We start from the raw sequence: 20,543 nt of genomic DNA, 5'->3' as shown, positions 1-20,543 counted from the left end.
AATTTTTTATTTTCTGAAATCCCGGATTCAGGTACTATGCGTCTTCTGCTCAATAAATTCACAATATGGAAACAATATGGGCGATATACTGGAAAGAATCATTACTCAATCTGGAGATTTTTTTGGGATCTGCTGCGATGCAACTGAACTGGTCAACGAAGCATGCAGAAAACATGATGTGGGACCCCTGGCGGCGACAGCACTCGGCAGGAGCCTGACCGGTGCTGTTCTTCTTGCCGCTCTCCTGAAAAACAACCAGTCCGTTCAGCTGAAATTCGAGGGTAACGGTCCACTGGGAAAAATTATAACAGAAGCTGGTGCCGAGGGTTGGGCCAGGGGTTATATTGCCAATCCCCACGCAGATCTGCCATTGAAAAACAATGTCATAGACGTGGCGGCAGGAATTGGCAGAGCCGGGTTTCTAACCGTCACCAAGAATATTGGCGACAACAGGAAATATCCTGGAACAATCCAGCTCTATACCAGCGAAATCGGGGAAGACCTTGCCTATTACCTCACCGTTTCAGAGCAGACTCCCTCCGCAATTGCACTTTCCATCAAGTTGAGCAGGAAGGGTACAGTTGTAAAGGCGGCTGGCCTGCTGGTCCAGTCTCTCCCTCCTGCCAACGAACAGAATCTGCTGCTTATTGAAAAAAGAATAAAAAAACTTTCATCCCTGGCAGATTTATTGAAAACTGGTAAAAGCCCGGGAGATATTCTTGCAATGCTCTTTGCTGACATTCCCCATAAAATAACAGCTGCAACTCCCCTCAGATTTTCCTGTAGCTGCTCCCTTGAAAAAATGGAAAAGGCACTCCTTTCCCTTGGCCGGGAGGATCTTAATCAACTTTTAAAACAGGAAGGGGGAACTGAAGTACGCTGTGAATTCTGCCGGGACAGTTACCGGTTTGACAGGAAAAAACTTGAGACACTCCTTGTATTGTCTCAGGCACATTAACCCGCATTTCTCATGAACATTGTGTCAATCTTGAGAATAATTATAGAACACAAACAATGAGACAATTATCAGTGACCCAGAAAAATTTACACAATGTTCACCAGAGGTCAGTCCAGGCAACGCCATCTTCTGCAGTATTTCGGCAGTAAATATAGATCACTATAATTCACTGCCAGGTAAGCGAAGACTCCGAAAACTTTGAACCTGACGCCGCCTGAACTGATGAGAAATCCAGATTAACCCACATTTCTCATGAACATTGTGTCAATTTTGAGAATAACTATAAAACACAAATAATTAGACAATGTTCAGTGACCCATAAAAATTTACACAATGTTCACCTAAGGTTTCTTTATTGCAAGAGCAATCAGCTTATGCTGTAGTTTTGAATACACACGGATTTTCCTCCTTGGTTTTCCGTGTGTATTCAAGTCACTCACCTATATTACTGCCAAAAAATTACCTTTTCGCCCGATTCTCGAACAAAAATTCTCATTTCTCAAAGCATCCTTATGTCAAAGCCCGTTCCTTAACCCGCATCAGATAGAGTGCCAGCGGTCGATACAGCAAATGAGCCCATTTGGCAAACGGCACTTCAAGAACCAGCATGGGCACCGCGATCATCATATGGATCACATAGATGTAATAGGTGGACAAAGGCATACCAAGCAACCGGGTGAAGTGAATAAGAATCCCGGTAAAGGTAGTCAGCCAGAGCAGGATCAGAAAGGCCCAGTCCGAGGAATGTGAATACTTGTACACGGTTCTGACCTTTTTCAGGCGGCCGATGATGGCATAAGTTGTACCGTACAGGATGGCGAAGGTACCGTAATAGCCAAGCAATCTGACCGGGCTCCAGAAGGGCAGGATCTCATCCCGCTGGAACCAGCGGAGGAAGACGACAACCAGCACGAAGATGGTGGAGTAACCGGTCATGATCAGCAGGTGGACCAACCACTGCATGCTCTGGGTCTTGCTGTTGCAGTCTTTGAACTTTTTCTGGGTCACAAAGTTGACCAGCAGGGTCTTGAGCTCATTGATATAGAGGCTGACCGGAATACCGTTCCATTTTTTGACCTCCTGCTGAGGAGCAGTAGCACCTTCTTCCCCATCAGCCGTTTTCTCATACTGGGCAGGATCGCCAAGCACCGCCTTTGCCATTCTCCTTGCATTGGAAAGCAGGAATCCCGACAGGATGACCAGCATGATCAAGTCAAGAATCTCAATAACATGACTGGAGGCAAACTCATTGAGTGCAACCCTGTCGGTAACCACGGGACCGTGAAAAAAGAAAAAGCCCAACCCCACCAGCGCACCTACAAAGAGGATGGCAAAGATCTCAAACACTTTGGAGGTGTAGAACAGGCGCGAAATGCCTGTCCAGTCGTAGCGGGCAGTCAGGTAACGGCGCAGCCCCATCATGACCTCACCGGGATTGGCGTCCCTGGGGCAGGTCTCGGAGCAGTCGCCGCAGTAGTAGCAAAGCCACGGTTCCGGCGCGTGAAGTAGTTTCTCCTCTGCCCCTATCTGGAGGTAGCGGATTACCTTACGGGGAAACGGTGTGTTTTCCGTTGACAGGGAACAGACTGCGGTACAGTTGCCGCAGTTAAAGCAGGTCGTCGCATCCTGCACACCGTATTTTTTCAACTGGACCAGAAGACCGGGATCAACTGAGATGGCCATGATTCTCTCCGATTATTATTGTGTTGTTTCTCTCATGCGGGACAGATGCTCAGCTGAGCAGTTCGTACTTGAAATAGTCCCCATCCTTGGGCCCTTCACCGACAATGCCGTATCTCTTCAACGTCGATACGTACTGGAGTACCGGTTCGGTTTCCATGGCAACAGCCCCGGCAATTTCGGGAATGGTTTTCGGCCCAGCCTTCAAAACTTCTTTGATGGCCTTGATCACCGAGTTCTGCTCCTTGATGGCCGCCCTGGCCCGAGCAATTGAGTCTGCCCGCTCCTGGCGCAGCATCTTGATGACCATTGCCTCCATTTTTTTATTCTTTTTGTCACTCATCGGTTCACCTGGACAGTTTAAAATTTCACAATGGCATCAACCATGTCTTCGTATTCCTTCAGGGTCCAGCCCTGAACGTCAATACCATTTTCCGGACAGACCGCAACACACATTCCACAGCCGGTACAGAGGGCGGGATTGACATCAGCCTTGCCGTTTTCAAGGGTGATTGCTTTCTCCGGACATTCCCTGGCACAATTGCCATGCCCCTGGCATTTGTCTATATCAACCTTGGCCACAAAGGGATCGAGTTCCACGTAGCCCTTGCCAAGCAAGGCTGCCGCCTTGGCCGCCGCCGCCTGAGCCGCGTTACAGGACTCGTTGATGTCCATGGGTGCCTGGCAGGTACCGGCCAGCAGGATACCGCCGTTGGCCATTTCTACCGGCCGCAGCTTGGGATGAACTTCCTGGAGAAACTTGTCCGAACCTACCGGCAGTTTCATCATCTCAACCAGAGGGGTGATGTCTTTAGCCTTCATACCTGTCGCCAGAACCACCAGGTCTACACCAACCTCAACCTCCTCATTAAAGGTCAGTTTATCGCGCACTGTAATCTTGAGTGGATATTCCCCCGACTCTCTGGTGATGACCGGGGAGTCTTCAGGCTCGTAGCGGAAAAACAGTACATTCTGTTCCGAGGCACGGTCGTAGTAGTCTTCCTGGTTATGACCGTAAGTCCTGATGTCACGATAGAAATCCAGAACCTGGGTGTCCGGGTAACCGTCCCTGACCTCAAGAGCCGCCTGCAGGGTGGCAGCGCAACAGGTGCGGGAACAGTACTCATTCATGTAATCGTTTTCATCCGCTTCGTGGATACCGGGAATCTGACGACTACCCACGCAGTGGATCATGGCCACCCGACGAACTTTTTTCCCATTCACTGTCAGGGTGCCGGTATCCTCAGGCGCGTCAGCCATGGCACGGATAAATTGACGCAGGGTCATAACTTCTTCGTTATCCTTGTAGCCGAACTCACTCTGTTTGGGTTCATATAGCTCAAAACCGGTTGCAAAGATAATCACACCCGTGTTCAGAATTTCTTCTCCAGCCACTGTCGGGCTATTACCCGGGTAAAAACCAGCAAAGGATGCAAAATCACCGGTGGGAAGACCCTTGACAACATCGTTTTCTGGTGGTGTTTTTGTGACGGTGAGCTTGAAATTACCAATATAACCTTCAAACCCCGTAACTTCGGAGCAGGTCGATACCGTGATGTTCGGATCTTTGACCACGGCTTTTGCAAGATATGTGATTAAATCACCCGCTTTTTCACCGGTGGGAAAAACCCGGTCCAGCTTGGAAGCGTTACCGCCGAGAAAGGGAGTCTTCTCCACGAGAGCCACCTTGATACCGCTTCGGGCAAGGTCAACTGCAGCCCGCAGACCGGCGATACCTCCGCCGATGATGGTGGCATGATTGGCCGCGTCGACCCTGATTGGCTCCAGTGGTTCCAGACCACGGGCCTTGGCGATGGCAGCCGCCACGAGTGTAATGGCCTTGGCCGTTGCCGGATCACCGTGGTGGACCCAGGAATCCTGCTCGCGGATATTGGCGTGCTCATACAGATACGGGTTCATTTCGGCCCTGCTGATAGCACCACGAAAGGTCAGCTCGTGGAGGCTGGGCGCACAGGAGGCCACAACCACCCGGTTGATGTTTCCTTTCTTGATATCCTCCTGGATCAGTTCCTGGCCCGGATCAGAGCACATGAACATGTTGGTGTGCGACACCTCAACCCCGGGGATATCCTTGATCACCTCGGCAACCTTCTCAACATCTACATGGTCGGAAATGTTCCCACCGCAGTGACAGATGTAGACCCCGACCCTGGGCTCACCGTTTTCCTGTTTTTTTATCTCAGACATACTTCTATCTCCGTTAACAGCACTCGTTGATTCGCCTGTTTATCTCCGGCTTGAACTCGCCGATCATGCCCCGGCTTCAGCCTCGGCGGTTTCTTCCTGCCCCTGACCTGCCTGGCCCAACCCTTTCAGATAGTTGGAAGCCTCCATGGCCGCGGCACCGGCTTCGGTAATAGTGTCGACAATATCTTTGGGCCCGGCGGCAACACCGGCGGTATATACACCTTCCAGATCGGTGACCGTGGGCGCAATCTTGGGCATGGATGACTGGATGAACCCGTCCTGCCCACAACTGACGTTACAGATACCTTCCGGATCCCATTGCGGAACAATGCCCAGAGACAAAATAACCAGATCGTGCTCCCGTTCCATGACCCCACCGTCGCCTTCCTGGTCTTCATAGCGGAGTTTAACAGTCTGTTCATCGCCCTGGGTGATCTTGGCCACTTTGGCCTTTACAAACTCAATACCCATGGCTTTGGCGTTCTGGTAAAACTGCTCATACCCTTTGCCGAAAGCTCGGATATCCATATAGTAAATTGTGATATCCGCCAGGGGCAGAGCACCGGACAGAAGCATGGCCTGTTTGATGGCGTACATGCAGCAGACACGCGAGCAGTAAGGAATGCCCAGACTCTTGTCGCGTGAGCCGGCACATTGCACATAGGCGATGGAATCAGGTTCCTTGCCGTCCGATGGACGCAGCACCCGATTGTACGGTCCATGCGGTGCCAGAAGGCGTTCCATCTGCATGGAACTGACCACGTTCTGTAACCTGCCCAGGCCATACTGCGGTTTCTGGTCCATGGGAGAGAGCTCAAAACCGGTGGCCAGGATTGCCGTCTTGGCCACAATGGTAAATTTCTCCGGTTTCATAAAATAATCAATAGCCCCTGTGGGACAGACCCGGGCGCATTTACCACAGAGTGAGCAATTCTCCGCGTCCAGCAGAGCAATCTGCGGAATGGCGTTGGAGAACGGAATATACACGGCCTTGCGCATGTTGAAACCGCCCTGTTCAGGATCGCTTACATAAACCGGGCACCCGTATTCACATTTTCGACAGCCGATGCACAGGTCCGGATCCACGTAGCGTGGTTTCTGGGTCAATTTGACTACCACCCGCTCCGGATTTTCCCTGTCCAGCTTGTCCATCGAACAATATGTGAACAGGGTAATGTTCTCATGATGGGCGGCTGACGACATCTTGGGGGTTGTAATGCAGCTGGCACAGTCCAGGGTTGGGAATACCTTGGACAACCGGATCATCTTGCCGCCAATGGTAGCGTCCTTGTCCACCACAGCGACCTTGTAGCCCTGGTCGCCCAGGTCAAGCGCGGACTGCAGACCGGCAATACCGCCGCCGATAACAACCGCATCAAATTGGAGTTCACCCTTGGATTTCATGAAATTCTCCCTTCCTCGTCACTGCTTGTTTTTTTATATTCTGACAAAACCCATGTCTGTCATTCCTGATCAGGTGCGGCAGCCGCTTCAACCTCGGCCGGATCTTTGAGCACCGGTGGGCCCAGTTCCCTGATCAGGTTATTCATGTCATTGACCTCTTTTAAAAAGGGCCGGTTACAGACCGTGCAGATGGCAGTCAGCCGCAGACGGCGCAGGTCAAGATCATATTTTTTCATCAACTGAAATACGTTGTCGATTCGTTTAGCAAAAGCGTGATAGGCTCCTTCATAGGGACATTCCTCACCACAGGACATGACAATGATACCGCTGATTCCCTTTCTGAAACAGTCGATATAAAAATGCTCCGGAAAGAGAACCGGCGCCATGACCCGCATGATGTAGGTATTGGCAGGGTAGCTTGAATGAGCCTGTCCTACCGAGTTTGCACCGGGGTAGGCACAGGATTCAGTGGCCAGTATCAGAATTTTTCCTTCTTGTGCATCAGTTGCCATGATCAAACCTTTATCAAGAAAATCGCCTTGATCGGCATGCTCCGGACCGGGTCACCACCCTGGTCCGAATCTTGCCGATTGCCATTTACTGTCTGTTGTTATTTCTTACGGGTGATATAATGCTTGTCATACCCGTCGGCTTCCATATATCCCATGTACTCATGACCAACCTTGTTGGCCCAGGCCTTGAGATCGATGCGGGTGCCCTCATCGTTAGAGTAAATTTCCAACACTTCACTCACCTTGACCTTGCCAATGCCTTTCTTGGCTTCGAGCAGGGGACCGGGGCATGCGGATCCACGGGAATCGATGGTGGAAGCTGCGGTAACATTGCTTAAATCAGACATGATAATCTCCTCTAAAGATTGAATTTGGTTACTTGTTATTATCGTATTTGTTTGTCTGGCTACCAGCCGATAACCTGGTCAGCTTCGACAAAAACATCATTAACAATAGTGCCTGTCAGAGCCTCAACACCGTCAACCAGCATGGAGGTATCCACCTTGCGGGACTTGATGCAGGGCAGACAGCACATGATCTTGCCACCGTTATCCAGGAAATCGCGGATCAGTCGGTCCAGGGGAAGGCGGTCCAGGGAATGTACAGTTTCACCAACCCCTTTGTATACCAGTCTTGTCGCCTCACCAAAGACCATGATGGTCACGTCCTGTTCCATTGATACACCGATGTTGGCTACAGCAAAACAGGTGAGTATTTTTTCGGCTCTCTCCGGGCCATCATGCAGGACATACACTAATTTCTTTGCTTCCTCAGACATGTTCTTCTCCTTACTTGCTTAATTCAATATTACCGGCCCCTGGCTCGGTACCTTTGTGAAACAGAATTTCTATTACGACTCAGCTGCATTGACATCCGTTTGGGGGTTCATCCGCTGCTGCAGGCTCAATTGCTGTTTTCTGCAGTACGATCCGGTAGCGGAGCGGATCTTCATACTGATCCTGCGCAATAATTTTATACGTACGGGCCGGAAGAATTTTGAACAGTTCATCCGGGATATGTTCGCCTGAATATATAAGTTCCAGCGACTCGCCGCAGGAAATTTCCCGAAAGGCCTGGCTTACCTTGAGCAGAGTAAATGGGTCGGGTGTTCCCTGGAGTTTGAATTGCTGTCGCATTTTCATAGCTTCCGGTAATAATTGCACAGTTGAACTCTGTTTAGCAACGGATGTGCCTGTTGTAAAAAAGTTTTCACTGAAAGCATACAATTACAAATAAGTCTTTTATTTTAATACGTTATCTTTAAACTCCTGGTTTAATATGCTGCTAAACCGGTAAACAACGGTTGTTAAGCGCTAAACAAAGTGTTAAAATTTTATATTAACCCTTTACACTTTCCTTAACATCTAAACAAATCAAAAGGCAGTCATGCTTGAACAGGAGTTGAATCAATACTGGAAAACAGTGGTTGATACCATTCAGGAGGGGGTGATGATTGTCACTCAGGATGGGATAATCGTTTCCGCCAACCGGGCATTTCTCCAGTTAACCGGATATGACCTGCATGAGCTGGTCGGTCAGCCCTGCTCCCGACTCAACTGCACGGCCTGTCACCTCGAACGAACACGGGAAACCCATCACTGGTGCCGGCTGTTTCGGGATGGAGCAATTAAAAAGCAGCGTTGCGTGCTCAAGCGGCGGGACGGCAGTCAGGTAAACATCTTTAAAAATTCCTGTGTCCTGCGCGACAGTGAGGGCAAAGTGATCGGCGCGGTGGAGACCATGACCGACATCACCGAAATCCTTGAGCACGAACACAAGATTGAGGCCTTTAAACGAGAGCTCATCGGCCGGGAGACCTTTCACGGGATGGTTGGCAATTCGGCAGCCATGCAGCGGGTGTACAACCTGATCACCAATGCTGCAGATTCCGATGCTCCTCTTATTATCTACGGTGAGTCGGGCACGGGTAAGGAACTCGTTGCCCAGGCTGTGCACGAACTCAGTCCCCGCCGCGATAAACCCTACATCAAAGTGAATTGTGCAGCACTCAATGAATCGCTGCTGGAAAGCGAGCTGTTCGGGCATGTAAAGGGGGCGTTTACCACAGCGATCCAGGATCGTAAAGGGCGGTTCGAGGCTGCCCGTGGCGGCTCAATTTTCCTTGATGAAATCGGCGATCTTCCCCTGACCACCCAAGTCAAACTTCTGCGGGTACTAGAGGAAATGATCATCGAACGGGTAGGTGATAACCAGCCCATTCCCATCGATGTTCGGATCATCACTGCAACTAACAAGAACCTCAGGGAAATGGTGGAAGAAGGTATTTTCCGTGAGGATTTTTTCTACCGTATCAACGTCATTCCCATCAATATCCCGCCAGTGCGTGAACGGGGCGGAGACATCACCCTTTTGGCCGAATCTTTTTTCACCAAGCTGCAACTGAAAACGGGTAAAAGTATTCGGGGAATAAGCCCTGAGGCCATGGATCTACTGGTCCGCTACAACTGGCCCGGAAATGTTCGTGAGCTGCGCTCAACCTTCGAATATGCTTTTGTCACCTGTCGCGGCGATATGATTGTCCCGGACGACCTGCCACCGATCATTCTGTACAACGAGGGGCAGGTTGAGCCGAAACGGCAGGTTGCTTCAGTAAAAGATAAGAAGGAACAGCAGCGAAGGCAGCTGCTTACGGCCCTTGAAAAGTCGGACTGGAACCGGAGCCGGGCCGCTGAGCTGCTGGGAGTTTCACGGGTTACGATCTGGAACCGAATGAAAAAATTCGGGATTATGGATAACAGGTAATGCAACCATTGCGGTCCGTATGAAAGAAAGGATGTGATGTATGTCGCTGTCTCCACCATTTTCAATTTCACGGTAGACCCGGAAATAATATACAACACCTGCTTCAATCTTCCTTGGCACACTATCCCCGGAATCTTCCTGCCCTGACCTCGCTTGATTGTCTGCCCGCTCCGATTCTACGGTCTTCCTCAGTGCTAGCCCACATTTTTAAAAATATTCTCCGGGGCTCACTCTGTGATACCCCGCCCCTGTTATACTGGATTCAAACATATCAAACAGGAGGAATAGAATATGAAAACAAACTCGGCAACAGTCTCCTTTCTCTTTCTTACAAAAACTTATAGAATCTCACTGTTTAAACAGATCACGCCCCTCCTTTCAGCTTTTTTTTCAAATAACAGAAAACTCATCAAATACGTCCTTGCCTCCCTGGCCATAGGGGCGATTTTTCTAGGATCGTTCATTGCCTTTCTTACCCAACTGGCTGAATATGGTTGGTAAATTTACTATTTTAAATTTTCACAATAGGGTATTTTAAAAAAATTAGAATTTTCGTTCAGGAACAGGCGAGTACAGACTTTGAGAAACAGATAAATTAAAAAGCGCAAAACTTGCCGACAAATAGAATTTCAAGGGAAACAGGATAATAACAGAGAGTATCATAATTGAACTGTATTGCAGATGGAGTCTGAACATGAAAGAAATACGTGAAAATGCCAGAAAACTGATGAAAGGATTCTGCAGGGTTTGCCCTGTCTGCGATGGCCTAGCCTGCCGGGGTGAAGTACCGGGCATGGGTGGCCTGGGTACGGGCAATGCATTTACAATCAATCTTGAAAAACTGGCCTCCATTCATCTTAACATGCGTCTTATCCATTCAGTGTCTGACCCTGACACGTCAACCACTTTTTTCGGCACCCGCTTTGCACTGCCGATTTTTGCCGCACCCATTGGAGGTGTCTCATTCAATATGGGCGGAAAAATCAGTGAGGAAGAATATATTGATGCCATAATCAGTGGCTGCAAAGCCCGGAATATCATGGGCTGCACAGGGGACGGAGTCCCGGAATTCATCCATCTTACAGGATTCAATGCCATAAAAAAATCCGCAGGACACGGTATTCCGTTTATAAAGCCCTGGGAAGACCAGGAATTGTATGAAAAACTTGACGCAGCAAAAGAGACGGGAACAAGTATTGTCGGTATGGATATTGATGCGGCCGGCCTTATCACCCTCCGCAAAATGGGTCGCCCGGTATCTCCCAAACCCTTAGAAAAATTAACTGAAATTGTCAAAAAATCCGGCCTCCGTTTTATTCTCAAGGGTATTATGACTCCCGATGAGGCCCTCATGGCTATTGATGCTGGAGTGGACGGCATTGTCGTTTCCAATCACGGAGGAAGGGTTTTTGACTGTACTCCGGCAACGGCGCAGGTGCTTCCTGACATTGCCGCAGTCACCCGTGAAAAGACGACTCTTCTGGTTGACGGGGGTATACGTAACGGCAGCGACATCCTGAAAATGCTGGCACTCGGTGCTGATGGAGTAATGATAGGCCGACCTTTTTCCATCGCCGCGATCGGTGGTCTGCAAAATGGCGTAGAAAAATACATTTCCATTCTCAAAGAAGAATTGAAACAGGCCATGGTCCTGACTGGTACCGGATCTATTACAGAAATTGGCCCCCGACTCCTCTTCTGACAACATGTGGGTGCCCTGAAAAATTAGAATTTTCGTCCGAGATCAAAGAACAGGAAAATTAAAAAGCGCAGCATATTAATTATATGTGAGACTTTTTCATTTTCCTGTGACGAAGAGATCTGGCGAAATGGTGATTTTTCAAAGTGGCCATGTGAATATCGACCTGAATTTCAGAATAACACCATGCTCTTTTCCGGAAAGAATCAGTCTTGCCTAATTTTAAATGATTACTATTATTACCAGATAATCCTTAAAATATTAATCTGACTATGTACAAAACTCAGTCTGACAATCGTGCCGGAGGAGATGTGGCTGTTTTATCAGGTTTATTTTAAAAGTCACGTTTTGTGAGCCCGAAAAAACCATGGGTAACTGTTATTTAATAAAAATCATATTAGCTGGAAATATCAGTTATTTTTTTCACAGGCCAGTTTGATAAAATTGCCGCATCTCCAGGTTGGCTGAGTTCATGGGTAGTCAGAAAAACAATGATTCATTCTTTTCCACACGGAGTCCAATATGAGCAACAAGGCCATACTGAAAGTAGATAATAAAGAATTTGAATTTGACGTAATTACGGGTACGGAAAATGAAAAATGTTTTGACATAACCTCCCTGCGTTCAGAAACCGGCTATATCACCATGGATCCCGGCTTTGGAAATACCGGGTCCTGTTACTCTTCGATCACCTATGTGGACGGAGCAAAGGGAATTCTGCAGTACCGGGGTTATCCCATTGAAGAAGTCGCGGAAAAGGCGTCCTTTGTTGAGATTGCCTATCTTATTCTTTATGGAGAACTGCCCAATGAAATTGAGCTGAGAAATTTCTCTGCCCAGCTCAAGGAACATGCTCCACTCCATACTAACCTGGAACACCATTTTTCAGGCTTTCCGAAATCTGCCCCGCCCATGGCAATTCTGTCTGCCATGCTCAATCTGGTATCCTGCTTTCACCCGGAAGTTCTCGAAGTCACATCGGCCGGAACTGAATTTGACCGAACAGCAACATTGCTCCTTTCCAAGGTGAGGACAATTGCCGCATTCGCCTATCGCATGGCCTCCGGCAAGGTCATAAATCATCCCAATCCCAACCTGAGCTATTGCGGAAACTTTCTCCACATGATGTTTTCCGATCCCTACCAGGAATACCAGGTTTCACCCATAGTTGAAAAAGCTCTCAACCTGTTCCTCATCCTCCATGCGGACCATGAGCAGAACTGCTCCACATCCACGGTAAGGGTCGTCGGCAGCTCCAGGGCCAATCTTTTCAGTTCCGTTTCCGCAGGCGTCTGTGCCCTCTGGGGTCCGCTTCACGGCGGAGCAAATGCCGGAGTCATTGCCATGCTGGAAGATATCCATGCTTCCGGTCGCAAACCAGAATACTATATTGAAAAGGCAAAGGACAGAAATGATCCCTTCAAACTGATGGGCTTTGGCCATCGCATATACAAAAATTTTGATCCCCGCTCCATTATATTAAAAAAACAGGTCCATAACGTTCTCAACGAACTTGAAATTGATGACAGTCTCCTTGAAATAGCATTAAAGCTTGAAGAAAAAATCCTCAAGGACGACTTTTTCATCGAGAGAAACCTGTATCCCAACGTCGATTTCTACAGTGGTATTCTTCTGCGTGCCATAGGCATCCCCTGAACATGTATACGGTGATGTTCGCCATTGGCAGAATGCCCGGATGGATAGCCAACTGGAAGGAACTGCTTGACCATAAGCAGCGAATCTCCCGCCCGAGACAAATATATACAGGAAAAACAAAAAGACCATATATCTCTCTGCACGAGAGATAATTTTAGGTTGTAAAGAATGACCCGGGTGGTATTTTGATTACTCTCATGTAAGCCAGCATGGCTGAACCAGATGGTTCTGCAACAGAAAATATCTGCTTACATACAAAACCTGGCCCGATATAATTGTTGCATCTTCAGGTTGGCTGAGTTTCATGGTAATCAGAAAATAATAAATGAAAATCCCAACTGTGGCCCGACAACCTTCTATTACGAGATTTTCAAAGAGAGGAACCAGGATGGAAGAAATTATCTGGAAGGACGAATTCAGTGTGGGTATTGCCCGGATGGATGAGCAGCATAAAAAAATTATTGCCATGATTAACCGGTTGATCCGTGAGCAGAAAGTTGTAACCGAACCTGAAACAGTTGCAAAACTGCTCACGGAAATGACTGATTACACACGAGAACATTTTCGGGCCGAAGAGTACCTCATGTCGGAATACGGTTATAACAGGAAGGATCACCAGGTAAAACGGCACAAGGAATTTATTAAAAAAACCATGGATTTCTGCTCCGCATCCAATGTGGGCCCCAATATCCTTTCAGTTGCCCTGCTGGAATACCTCAGCACCTGGCTGGTTGATCATATATTAACAGAAGATATGCAGTACAAGGCCTTTTTCGAGGAAAAAGGTGTTGTCTGACTCTAAAGAACAGTACAAAATGACTGAACAAAGTATTCAAACACCTCACCCTGTCCACTCGGAAACCTTTACCAGAATGGTATCACGAGCGGACAGATACGGCATTTTAGAAAATCCTGACGGATACGGCAAACGAACGGGAGACTGTGGCGATACCATTGAGATGTTCCTCTCCGTTCGGGGAAATCAGGTGCAGATGGTCACATTTCAGGTTGACGGATGTTCCAATACGGTGGCCTGCGGCAATGCCGTATCCATTCTCATGGAAGGGCGGACAGTGGAGGATTGCTGGCAGCTCACCCCCGACAATGTCATTGACTATCTTGAAACACTGCCCCCTGACCACTACCATTGTGCGGAGCTTGCCGTTGGCGCATTTTATAAGGCGCTGACGGACTACAACAGATTACAGAATGAATCCTGGAAAAGGAATTATCCAGTAAAATAACCACTTGATTACATATGGGAATCAGTCCGATACAGCAGGAACATCTCTATTCCGGCTGAGTTTCAATGGTTAGGAATATATATGTCACTTTGAAATAAAACTACCTGGAGCTCAACTCCATGAAACGTGAGGTTGTTCATAAATCAACCCTTCTCAGCCTGGTTCTCCTTATATCGACCCTCTTCCTCTCCATGATCCATCAGTTTCTGATGGCCATTTTCATGGCAGGCCTGTTCTCCGCCATTGTCAGCCCCCTCCACAGGCGCCTGACCCGAACCCTCAGGGGCAGAGAAAACCTGGCGTCCATCCTCACCGTAACTGCCATTATTTTTCTTGTGCTGGCGCCTCTGGCAATTCTCATAGGCGTCATTGTCGGCCAGGCCATTCACATCGGCCAGTCAGTTACTCCATGGGTTCAGGCATTTATAAAGGAGCCGACCACCCTTACTCTTTTCCTGGAAAAAATTCCATATTACGACCAGATTCTCCCCTATCGTGATATTATAATCCAGAAGGCAGGTCAGCTGGTGGGAACCGTTTCCTCCTTTCTGATTGACTCTCTTTCCTCATTCACCAAGCTGACAATGAATGCTGTTTTCAGCTCCATTATCATGCTCTATGTCATGTTCTACTTCCTTACAATGGGAGATGTCCTGCTGGAAAAAATCCTCTATTTTCTGCCCCTTGATGACCATGATGAACAGCGTCTGATGAACCGTTTCACCTCGGTGACCAGGGCGACAATCAAGGGAACCGTAATTATCGGAGTACTCCAGGGAACCATCTGCGGGCTGGCCTTTGCCCTGGCCGGAATTGAAGGACCAGTTTTCTGGGGCTCAATCATGGCAGTCATGTCTATTGTTCCTGCTTTCGGGACTGCAATCATCTGGCTTCCTGCCCTGCTTATTCTCGCCCTTCTCGGCAATTTCAAAGGAGTTATGATTTTAGCTATTCTCTGTGGTGCCGTTGCCGGAAATCTCGATAATATCCTTCGTCCCAGACTGGTCGGGAAAGATACTGAAATGCATGACCTTTTCGTGCTTTTCGGCACCCTGGGAGGAATCACCATGTTCGGCCTTCTGGGTATAATCATAGGCCCGATTGTCACGGCACTCTTTATCACCATCTGGGAAATTTATGGAGATGTTTTCAAAGATTATCTCCCGGATGTTCATTTTGTCACAAGAAAAAACAGCGATATTTCCGAAAAAACCGACGATAGCCAGTTAAAGGAGTAAAAACCAGGGAGAAACCAATGGCCAGGAATTTCTTTTTCTTTCTGCTTTTAGTCCAGTTATTCACTGCATCTACCGGACACGGAGAAAACAGACGGTTATTCTGGGATAACTTTACTGTCAAGGCGCAACTGACAGATGATGGCCGACTGCAAATTCAGGAGGAACAGACGCTTGTTTTCTTCGGTTCGTGGAATGGTGGTGAACGGATTTTTTCCGTTCACCCAGGTCAACAGTTCCTTTTTCATGCACTTTACAGACGAGATAGTAACGGCAACCTTGTCAAGCTGCAACAGGGAAATCTCTCCCGGGTGGATCAGTATAAGTGGACATCCGACCATACTCTCAGGTGGAGAAGCAGGCTTCCCTCTGATGCGCCTTTTTCAGGACAGGCAATCACTTATCTCCTGGAATACAGCCTGTCGGCCATTCTCATACCACAGGAAAACAATACAGATATATACCTGCTGGATCATGACTTTGCCTTTGCCCGAAGATCCGGAAAAATACGCCATTTTCTCCTTGAACTTTCTGCAGATACAGGGTGGAAAGAAGCGGGAAGACCACTGATTATAAAAAAAGACAACATACCTCCGGGTCGCTCGGTTATTGTCAAAAGAAGATATACGCATACCGGAGAAAAGCCGGTTTCAACATTCAGTCCACCGACCGGGAGAACACAGGGAAACAGTCTTTCAATCTCTCCGGCTCCCGGCTGGGTTATCCTTATTCTCAACACGCTTCTCGTCTCCCTGGCCGTCCTGATGTCCATCTCGTTTTTCCGCCATGAACGACAGGCCGGTCGATTTCTGCCGTTGACACCTCTTTCCACTATTGACGAACAATGGCTGGATAAACATGTTTTTCACCTGCTGCCGGAAACTGTCGGGGCAACGTGGGATAAAAGCACAACAAGCCACGAAGTTGCTGCAGTCCTGGCCCGCCTCGTGTTGGAAAAGAAACTGAAAAGCAGACTCAAGCAGGAAAGACTGCCCTTCTTGGGCTGGCGAATTCCCGGAGCATTCAACCTGCACCTGGAACTTCTCGTACCAAGAAACAGCTTTTCAGGTTATGAGGAAGAGCTGATCAACGGTTTTTTTATTGATGGAGATACAACCAATACAAAAAAAATCCGTAAATATTATAAAAAGAGGGGAACAGTTTTTGCTCCGGACAAAAAAATCAAGGGTCCGCTTGAAAAGCGTGTGAAGACTTTGACGGCCGCGGCGGCTGATCCCCTGCGATATCGCTGGTTGATCCCCGTGGCACTTGCCTGTGCCGGATTTTTTCTGCTGCTGATCAACGGTTTTCTCCATAAGGAGGAAATGCCATTCACCATCATTGGTGGCCAGATTGGCCTGGTCAGTGTTATTATCTCCGCGGTTATCGCCACAATTGGATACAGAAATCACTCGGACGGAGTAGTAAAACGGGCTGTTCTCCTTCATATCCTGCCCGTTATTCTCTGTTTATGCAGTCTTGTTTTCGGCTACCTGGAGGGCTCTACGCTTCTCCTCTCCGGCCTGTTCTTTTTTTATGCTGCTGCGATCTTCACGCTGTTTTCCACTGCCAAAACACGGGACAGCAGCGCGGGAATAGTCGTAGGCAGAAACCTGGCATCAGCCCGCCGCTTTTTTGAGAAAGAACTGAAAAAGGCCAGCCCCGCTCTTCGTGATGAATGGTTTCCCTACCTGCTGGCATTCGGACTGGGACCACGAATCGATACTTGGTCAAAAAGATTTGGAAATACTGCAGGAAGGGGAGTGCAAACAAGCTCTTCCTCTTCCTCCTCCTTTACCGGGGGAGGAGGAAGCTTTGGTGGCGGTGGAGCCTCAGGTTCATGGGCCGCCGCAGCCACATCCCTGGGCGCTGGAGGTTCCTCTTCTTCCTCCAGTTCCTCCAGCAGCAGCTCATCATCAGGGGGAGGAGGAGGGGGAGGCTGGTAACCCCCTACTCTTTCCAGTCAGGACGGATATGCAGCTCCGTCAACTGTTTTCTTGCAACCGAAGCCGGGGCCTCTGTCAGCGGGCAGGTTGCCTTCTGGGTCTTGGGAAAGGCGATAACATCCCGGATTGAATCACTGCCAGTGATCAGCATCAACAACCTGTCCAGACCAAATGCCAGTCCCCCGTGGGGAGGGGCACCGAGTTCGAGAGCCCGCAGCAGAAAACCGAATTTCTCCCGGGCCTCCTCCGGCGCAATCCCAAGAACATCAAGAACTTTTGCCTGTAATTCCTTCTGGTGGATACGGATTGAACCACCGCCTATTTCAGTTCCATTCAGGACAAGATCATATGCTCGACTGTACACCGCGCCAGGGTCTGTCTCCAGTTTTTCAATATCGGCAACCCTGGGAGCAGTGAATGGATGATGCAGGGCCTGGAACCGTTTTTCCTTTTCATCATACTCCACCAGCGGAAAATCTGTTACCCAGACAAAATGAAATTCATCCTTTTTCAGCAGTTCCAGGCGCCTTGCCAGCTCTACTCGAAGCTCCGAAAGCACCTGAAAAACCACGGCGGGTTTATCCGCCCCGAAAAAAAGAAGATCTCCCGGTACCGCATCCGCTGCACTGGCTATTGCTGCACGCTCCTCTTCTGTAAAAAATTTGGCGATCGGCGACTGCCATTCACCACCCTCCTTTATCTTTACCCAGGCAAGACCTTTTGCGCCAAACTGAACAGCATAATCGGTCAGCACATCCAGATCCTTTCGGGAAAAACCAGAACACCCTTTAGCGTTAATGGCCCGGACGGTTCCTCCGCTGTCGGCAATTGAGCGAAAAACCTTAAAGCCGCAGCTGGAAGCAATTGGAGTTAAGTCAACAAGTTCCATACCAAACCGCATATCCGGACGATCGGTTCCAAACCGTTCCATCGCCTCGTCATAGGTCAGACGCTGAAAAGGTGGTGCAAGTTCAAGCCCCAGAGTCTTTTCGAACAGTTTCCGTATCATTCCCTCCGTTATGGAAATAACCTGCTCTTCATTGACAAAGGAGAGTTCCATGTCGATCTGGGTAAATTCCGGCTGCCTGTCCGCCCGCAGATCCTCATCACGAAAACATTTTACAATCTGATAATACCTGTCCATTCCGGCAATCATCAGGAGTTGCTTGAAAAGCTGGGGAGACTGGGGAAGAGCATAGAATTTCCCGGTATTAACCCGACTTGGAACAAGGTAGTCCCGTGCGCCTTCCGGCGTGGAACGGGTCAGCATGGGTGTTTCGATATTCAGAAAATCATGGTCATTGAGAAATTCCCGGACAGCCTGGACTGCCCTGTGCCGAACTATCAAATTATATGCCATCTCCGGTCGCCGAAGATCAAGATACCTGTACTGCAGTCGGAGATTATCAGAAACCTCACTCTCCTCATCAAGGGGAAAAGGTGGTGTTTCACTGCTGTTGAGAATACGCAGTTCGTCCACAAGCACCTCAATGGCTCCGGTTTTCAACTTGGGATTAGCCATATCATCCGGGCGCGCCTCCACCCTTCCCTTCACTGCCAGGACCCATTCACTGCGAATTCGATGGGCCTTGGCGTGCACCTGCGCATTCACTTCCGGGTTAAAGACAACCTGAGTGAGGCCGTATCTGTCACGGAGATCCACAAAAATAACTCCTCCATGATCCCGTCTTCTCAAGACCCAGCCCATCAACGTAACCTGCTCTCCGACATTGTCACTGTCCAGATCATTACAGTAATGCGTCCGACTCAACTCTCCCATCGATTCCATAATTTCAGCAATTTGTTTAATTTTTCAGTAATTTTCAATCTCTTGACATAAGAAGGTCAGAACCATCACATATTCAGGTTCATTACCTCTACCAATGAAGCAGCCTCAAGCTTGACCTCCTGCTGCTGCCCTGATTCCATTTCCTTGAGGTTTCCTCTACTGCGATCGACCTCATCATCTCCAATTATCAGGACATGCACCGCCCCAGCCTTGTTGGCCTGTTTCATCTGGCTTTTCAGGCTCTTCCCTTCATGGTCCATGGCCACATAAATTTTTCTGCTGCGCAGATCATGGACAAGGCCATAGCTAAGCTCCAGCCCCTTGTCCCCCAGGCCAATCACAAAGAGATCCGGACCATTCCTTTCAATTGTAACTTTCTTCTCCTGCAGAAGGAGGAGAACAATCCGCTCCAACCCCATGGCGAAACCGATTCCCGGTGTATTTTTAGGACCTCCCAGTTTCTCCACAAGACCGTCATATCTTCCACCAGCCGCTACTGCCGCCTGGGCCCCGAGATCTTTTGTAATAAATTCAAATGTAGTCCGGCAATAATAATCAAGACCACGAACCATGAACTTATTTAACCTGTACTGCACTCCCAGTTGTTTCAAACCGTCCTGCACTGTCGAAAAATGTGTTTTACAATCAGGACAGAGGGCTTCCAGTATGGAAGGAGCCTGATCCACCAGTTCACGACACGCTGTTTTCTTGCAGTCAAGAACCCGCAGGGGATTTGTGGAACTTCGCCTCCTGCAGTCATCACACAGACCATCTTTACGACTTTCAATAAAATCGAGCAGCGCCCGGCGATATGCAGGACGACACAATGGACAGCCGAGAGAATTCATTTCCAGGCTGACTGATATGCCAAGCTCTTTAAACAGCATGGCCCCCATGGCCATCAACTCAGCATCCACCAGAGGACTCTCCGACCCGAGAACCTCCACATCCATCTGGTGAAACTGCCTGAGCCTGCCTTTCTGGGGCCGCTCATGGCGAAACATTGGACCAATGGTGAACAGTCGCTGGACGGGCTTTTTGACTTTCAATCCGTGTTCAATATAAGCTCGAAGGAGTGACGCGGTTGCTTCCGGCCGCATGGTTATCTGCTTGTCAACAAAGGTATACATCTCCTTTTCCACGATATCCGTATCTTCACCGATAGATCGTGCAAAAAGTTCCGTCTTTTCCAGAACAGGAAGCCTTATCTCCGAAAAATCAAAACGGGAAAAAATATTCCTGGCTGTTGTTTCCACCTTCTGCCAGACTTCAACCTCACCCGGCAGAATATCCTTAAAGCCTTTCAGAGCCTTTATCTTCACGAATATCTCCACAGAAATATACACGGTATTCCGGCCAACTCGAACACCAGCGGAAAACCATCCAATTTACTTAAATCAAAACATTTGAGTAAACTTCAATTCAACTTTTTTGTCAAGCAAGAGAGAA

General features: G+C 48.6%; 18 protein-coding genes and 1 pseudogene. 9 read left to right on the top strand and 10 right to left on the bottom strand.

Going from position 1 to position 20,543, the window contains the following annotated elements; genetic code table 11:
• Positions 1-76 precede the first annotated feature (76 nt).
• Positions 77-958: an Hsp33 family molecular chaperone HslO gene (gene hslO / locus LO777_RS18410; protein ID WP_228855286.1), complete on the top strand. Its 882-nt coding sequence runs from the start codon at positions 77-79 to the stop codon at positions 956-958.
• Positions 959-1,468: 510 nt separating this feature from the next.
• Here the strand turns inward: hslO and LO777_RS18405 are convergent.
• The 8 genes from LO777_RS18405 to LO777_RS18370 form a co-directional block, all read right to left on the bottom strand.
• On the bottom strand, positions 1,469-2,641 hold the full coding sequence (locus LO777_RS18405) for a 4Fe-4S dicluster domain-containing protein (RefSeq protein WP_228855285.1): 1,173 nt from the start codon (positions 2,639-2,641) through the stop codon (positions 1,469-1,471).
• A 49-nt stretch (positions 2,642-2,690) separates the two neighbouring features.
• Positions 2,691-2,981, bottom strand: a complete 291-nt coding sequence (locus tag LO777_RS18400) for a hypothetical protein (protein ID WP_228855284.1) — start codon at positions 2,979-2,981, stop codon at positions 2,691-2,693.
• 17 nt (positions 2,982-2,998) lie between these two features.
• On the bottom strand, positions 2,999-4,846 hold the full coding sequence (locus tag LO777_RS18395; RefSeq protein WP_228855283.1) for a CoB--CoM heterodisulfide reductase iron-sulfur subunit A family protein: 1,848 nt from the start codon (positions 4,844-4,846) through the stop codon (positions 2,999-3,001).
• Positions 4,847-4,909: 63 nt separating this feature from the next.
• The gene (locus LO777_RS18390) at positions 4,910-6,250 is read right to left on the bottom strand and encodes a CoB--CoM heterodisulfide reductase iron-sulfur subunit A family protein (RefSeq protein WP_228855282.1); all 1,341 of its coding nucleotides are present in this window, start codon (positions 6,248-6,250) and stop codon (positions 4,910-4,912) included.
• Between the two features lie 59 nt (positions 6,251-6,309).
• Positions 6,310-6,762 carry a hydrogenase iron-sulfur subunit gene (locus LO777_RS18385; RefSeq protein ID WP_228855281.1) on the bottom strand — a complete coding sequence of 151 codons (453 nt, stop codon included), beginning with the start codon at positions 6,760-6,762 and terminating at the stop codon, positions 6,310-6,312.
• Positions 6,763-6,860: 98 nt separating this feature from the next.
• Complete coding sequence (locus tag LO777_RS18380) at positions 6,861-7,109, bottom strand: sulfurtransferase TusA family protein (RefSeq protein ID WP_228855280.1); 249 nt, start codon at positions 7,107-7,109, stop codon at positions 6,861-6,863.
• Between the two features lie 59 nt (positions 7,110-7,168).
• Entirely contained in the window at positions 7,169-7,540 is a 372-nt protein-coding gene (locus tag LO777_RS18375; protein ID WP_228855279.1) for a DsrE family protein, read from the bottom strand.
• A gap of 79 nt (positions 7,541-7,619) precedes the next feature.
• Positions 7,620-7,898 carry a hypothetical protein gene (locus tag LO777_RS18370; RefSeq protein ID WP_228855278.1) on the bottom strand — a complete coding sequence of 93 codons (279 nt, stop codon included), beginning with the start codon at positions 7,896-7,898 and terminating at the stop codon, positions 7,620-7,622.
• 250 nt (positions 7,899-8,148) lie between these two features.
• Here LO777_RS18370 and LO777_RS18365 point away from each other — a divergent pair, with 250 nt between their 5' ends.
• The 8 genes and pseudogenes from LO777_RS18365 to LO777_RS18330 all read left to right on the top strand — a co-directional run bounded on the left by LO777_RS18365 (position 8,149) and on the right by LO777_RS18330 (position 17,305).
• A complete protein-coding gene (locus LO777_RS18365; RefSeq protein ID WP_228855277.1) occupies positions 8,149-9,525 on the top strand; it encodes a sigma-54 interaction domain-containing protein in 1,377 nt (458 codons plus the stop codon).
• A gap of 291 nt (positions 9,526-9,816) precedes the next feature.
• Positions 9,817-10,026, top strand: a complete 210-nt coding sequence (locus tag LO777_RS18360) for a hypothetical protein (protein WP_228855276.1) — start codon at positions 9,817-9,819, stop codon at positions 10,024-10,026.
• A gap of 193 nt (positions 10,027-10,219) precedes the next feature.
• On the top strand, positions 10,220-11,227 hold the full coding sequence (locus tag LO777_RS18355; RefSeq protein WP_228855275.1) for an alpha-hydroxy-acid oxidizing protein: 1,008 nt from the start codon (positions 10,220-10,222) through the stop codon (positions 11,225-11,227).
• Positions 11,228-11,746: 519 nt separating this feature from the next.
• Positions 11,747-13,032, top strand: a pseudogene (locus LO777_RS18350) (citrate synthase).
• Between the two features lie 236 nt (positions 13,033-13,268).
• Positions 13,269-13,676 (top strand): bacteriohemerythrin, encoded by a 408-nt coding sequence (locus LO777_RS18345; protein ID WP_228855274.1) that lies wholly within the window; start codon positions 13,269-13,271, stop codon positions 13,674-13,676.
• Positions 13,677-13,752: 76 nt separating this feature from the next.
• Positions 13,753-14,124 carry an iron-sulfur cluster assembly scaffold protein gene (locus LO777_RS18340; protein ID WP_228855273.1) on the top strand — a complete coding sequence of 124 codons (372 nt, stop codon included), beginning with the start codon at positions 13,753-13,755 and terminating at the stop codon, positions 14,122-14,124.
• 119 nt (positions 14,125-14,243) lie between these two features.
• Positions 14,244-15,362: an AI-2E family transporter gene (locus LO777_RS18335; RefSeq protein ID WP_228855272.1), complete on the top strand. Its 1,119-nt coding sequence runs from the start codon at positions 14,244-14,246 to the stop codon at positions 15,360-15,362.
• A gap of 17 nt (positions 15,363-15,379) precedes the next feature.
• On the top strand, positions 15,380-17,305 hold the full coding sequence (locus tag LO777_RS18330; protein ID WP_228855271.1) for an MFS transporter: 1,926 nt from the start codon (positions 15,380-15,382) through the stop codon (positions 17,303-17,305).
• A 4-nt stretch (positions 17,306-17,309) separates the two neighbouring features.
• Here LO777_RS18330 and aspS read toward each other — a convergent pair whose 3' ends face one another.
• Positions 17,310-19,094 carry an aspartate--tRNA ligase gene (aspS, locus tag LO777_RS18325; RefSeq protein ID WP_228855270.1) on the bottom strand — a complete coding sequence of 595 codons (1,785 nt, stop codon included), beginning with the start codon at positions 19,092-19,094 and terminating at the stop codon, positions 17,310-17,312.
• Positions 19,095-19,159: 65 nt separating this feature from the next.
• A complete protein-coding gene (gene hisS, locus LO777_RS18320; RefSeq protein ID WP_228855269.1) occupies positions 19,160-20,416 on the bottom strand; it encodes a histidine--tRNA ligase in 1,257 nt (418 codons plus the stop codon).
• Positions 20,417-20,543: the final 127 nt, after the last annotated feature.

The sequence above is a fragment of the Desulfomarina profundi genome (assembly GCF_019703855.1).
GTDB lineage: Bacteria > Desulfobacterota > Desulfobulbia > Desulfobulbales > Desulfocapsaceae > Desulfomarina > Desulfomarina profundi.
Note: the sequence above shows the minus strand (reverse complement) of the source record. Positions and strands in the feature narration are given on the sequence as shown.

Excerpts from the sequence above, each read along its gene's own strand:
- hslO (WP_228855286.1), top strand. The coding sequence starts at position 77 with ATGGGCGATATACTGGAAAGAATCATTACTCAATCTGGAGATTTTTTT.
- LO777_RS18385 (WP_228855281.1), bottom strand. The coding sequence starts at position 6,762 with ATGGCAACTGATGCACAAGAAGGAAAAATTCTGATACTGGCCACTGAA.
- LO777_RS18365 (WP_228855277.1), top strand. The coding sequence starts at position 8,149 with ATGCTTGAACAGGAGTTGAATCAATACTGGAAAACAGTGGTTGATACC.
- LO777_RS18375 (WP_228855279.1), bottom strand. The coding sequence starts at position 7,540 with ATGTCTGAGGAAGCAAAGAAATTAGTGTATGTCCTGCATGATGGCCCG.
- LO777_RS18335 (WP_228855272.1), top strand. The coding sequence starts at position 14,244 with ATGAAACGTGAGGTTGTTCATAAATCAACCCTTCTCAGCCTGGTTCTC.
- LO777_RS18400 (WP_228855284.1), bottom strand. The coding sequence starts at position 2,981 with ATGAGTGACAAAAAGAATAAAAAAATGGAGGCAATGGTCATCAAGATG.
- LO777_RS18345 (WP_228855274.1), top strand. The coding sequence starts at position 13,269 with ATGGAAGAAATTATCTGGAAGGACGAATTCAGTGTGGGTATTGCCCGG.
- LO777_RS18340 (WP_228855273.1), top strand. The coding sequence starts at position 13,753 with ATGGTATCACGAGCGGACAGATACGGCATTTTAGAAAATCCTGACGGA.
- LO777_RS18405 (WP_228855285.1), bottom strand. The coding sequence starts at position 2,641 with ATGGCCATCTCAGTTGATCCCGGTCTTCTGGTCCAGTTGAAAAAATAC.
- LO777_RS18380 (WP_228855280.1), bottom strand. The coding sequence starts at position 7,109 with ATGTCTGATTTAAGCAATGTTACCGCAGCTTCCACCATCGATTCCCGT.
- LO777_RS18355 (WP_228855275.1), top strand. The coding sequence starts at position 10,220 with ATGAAAGAAATACGTGAAAATGCCAGAAAACTGATGAAAGGATTCTGC.
- LO777_RS18330 (WP_228855271.1), top strand. The coding sequence starts at position 15,380 with ATGGCCAGGAATTTCTTTTTCTTTCTGCTTTTAGTCCAGTTATTCACT.
- LO777_RS18395 (WP_228855283.1), bottom strand. The coding sequence starts at position 4,846 with ATGTCTGAGATAAAAAAACAGGAAAACGGTGAGCCCAGGGTCGGGGTC.
- LO777_RS18360 (WP_228855276.1), top strand. The coding sequence starts at position 9,817 with ATGAAAACAAACTCGGCAACAGTCTCCTTTCTCTTTCTTACAAAAACT.
- LO777_RS18390 (WP_228855282.1), bottom strand. The coding sequence starts at position 6,250 with ATGAAATCCAAGGGTGAACTCCAATTTGATGCGGTTGTTATCGGCGGC.
- aspS (WP_228855270.1), bottom strand. The coding sequence starts at position 19,094 with ATGGAATCGATGGGAGAGTTGAGTCGGACGCATTACTGTAATGATCTG.
- LO777_RS18370 (WP_228855278.1), bottom strand. The coding sequence starts at position 7,898 with ATGCGACAGCAATTCAAACTCCAGGGAACACCCGACCCATTTACTCTG.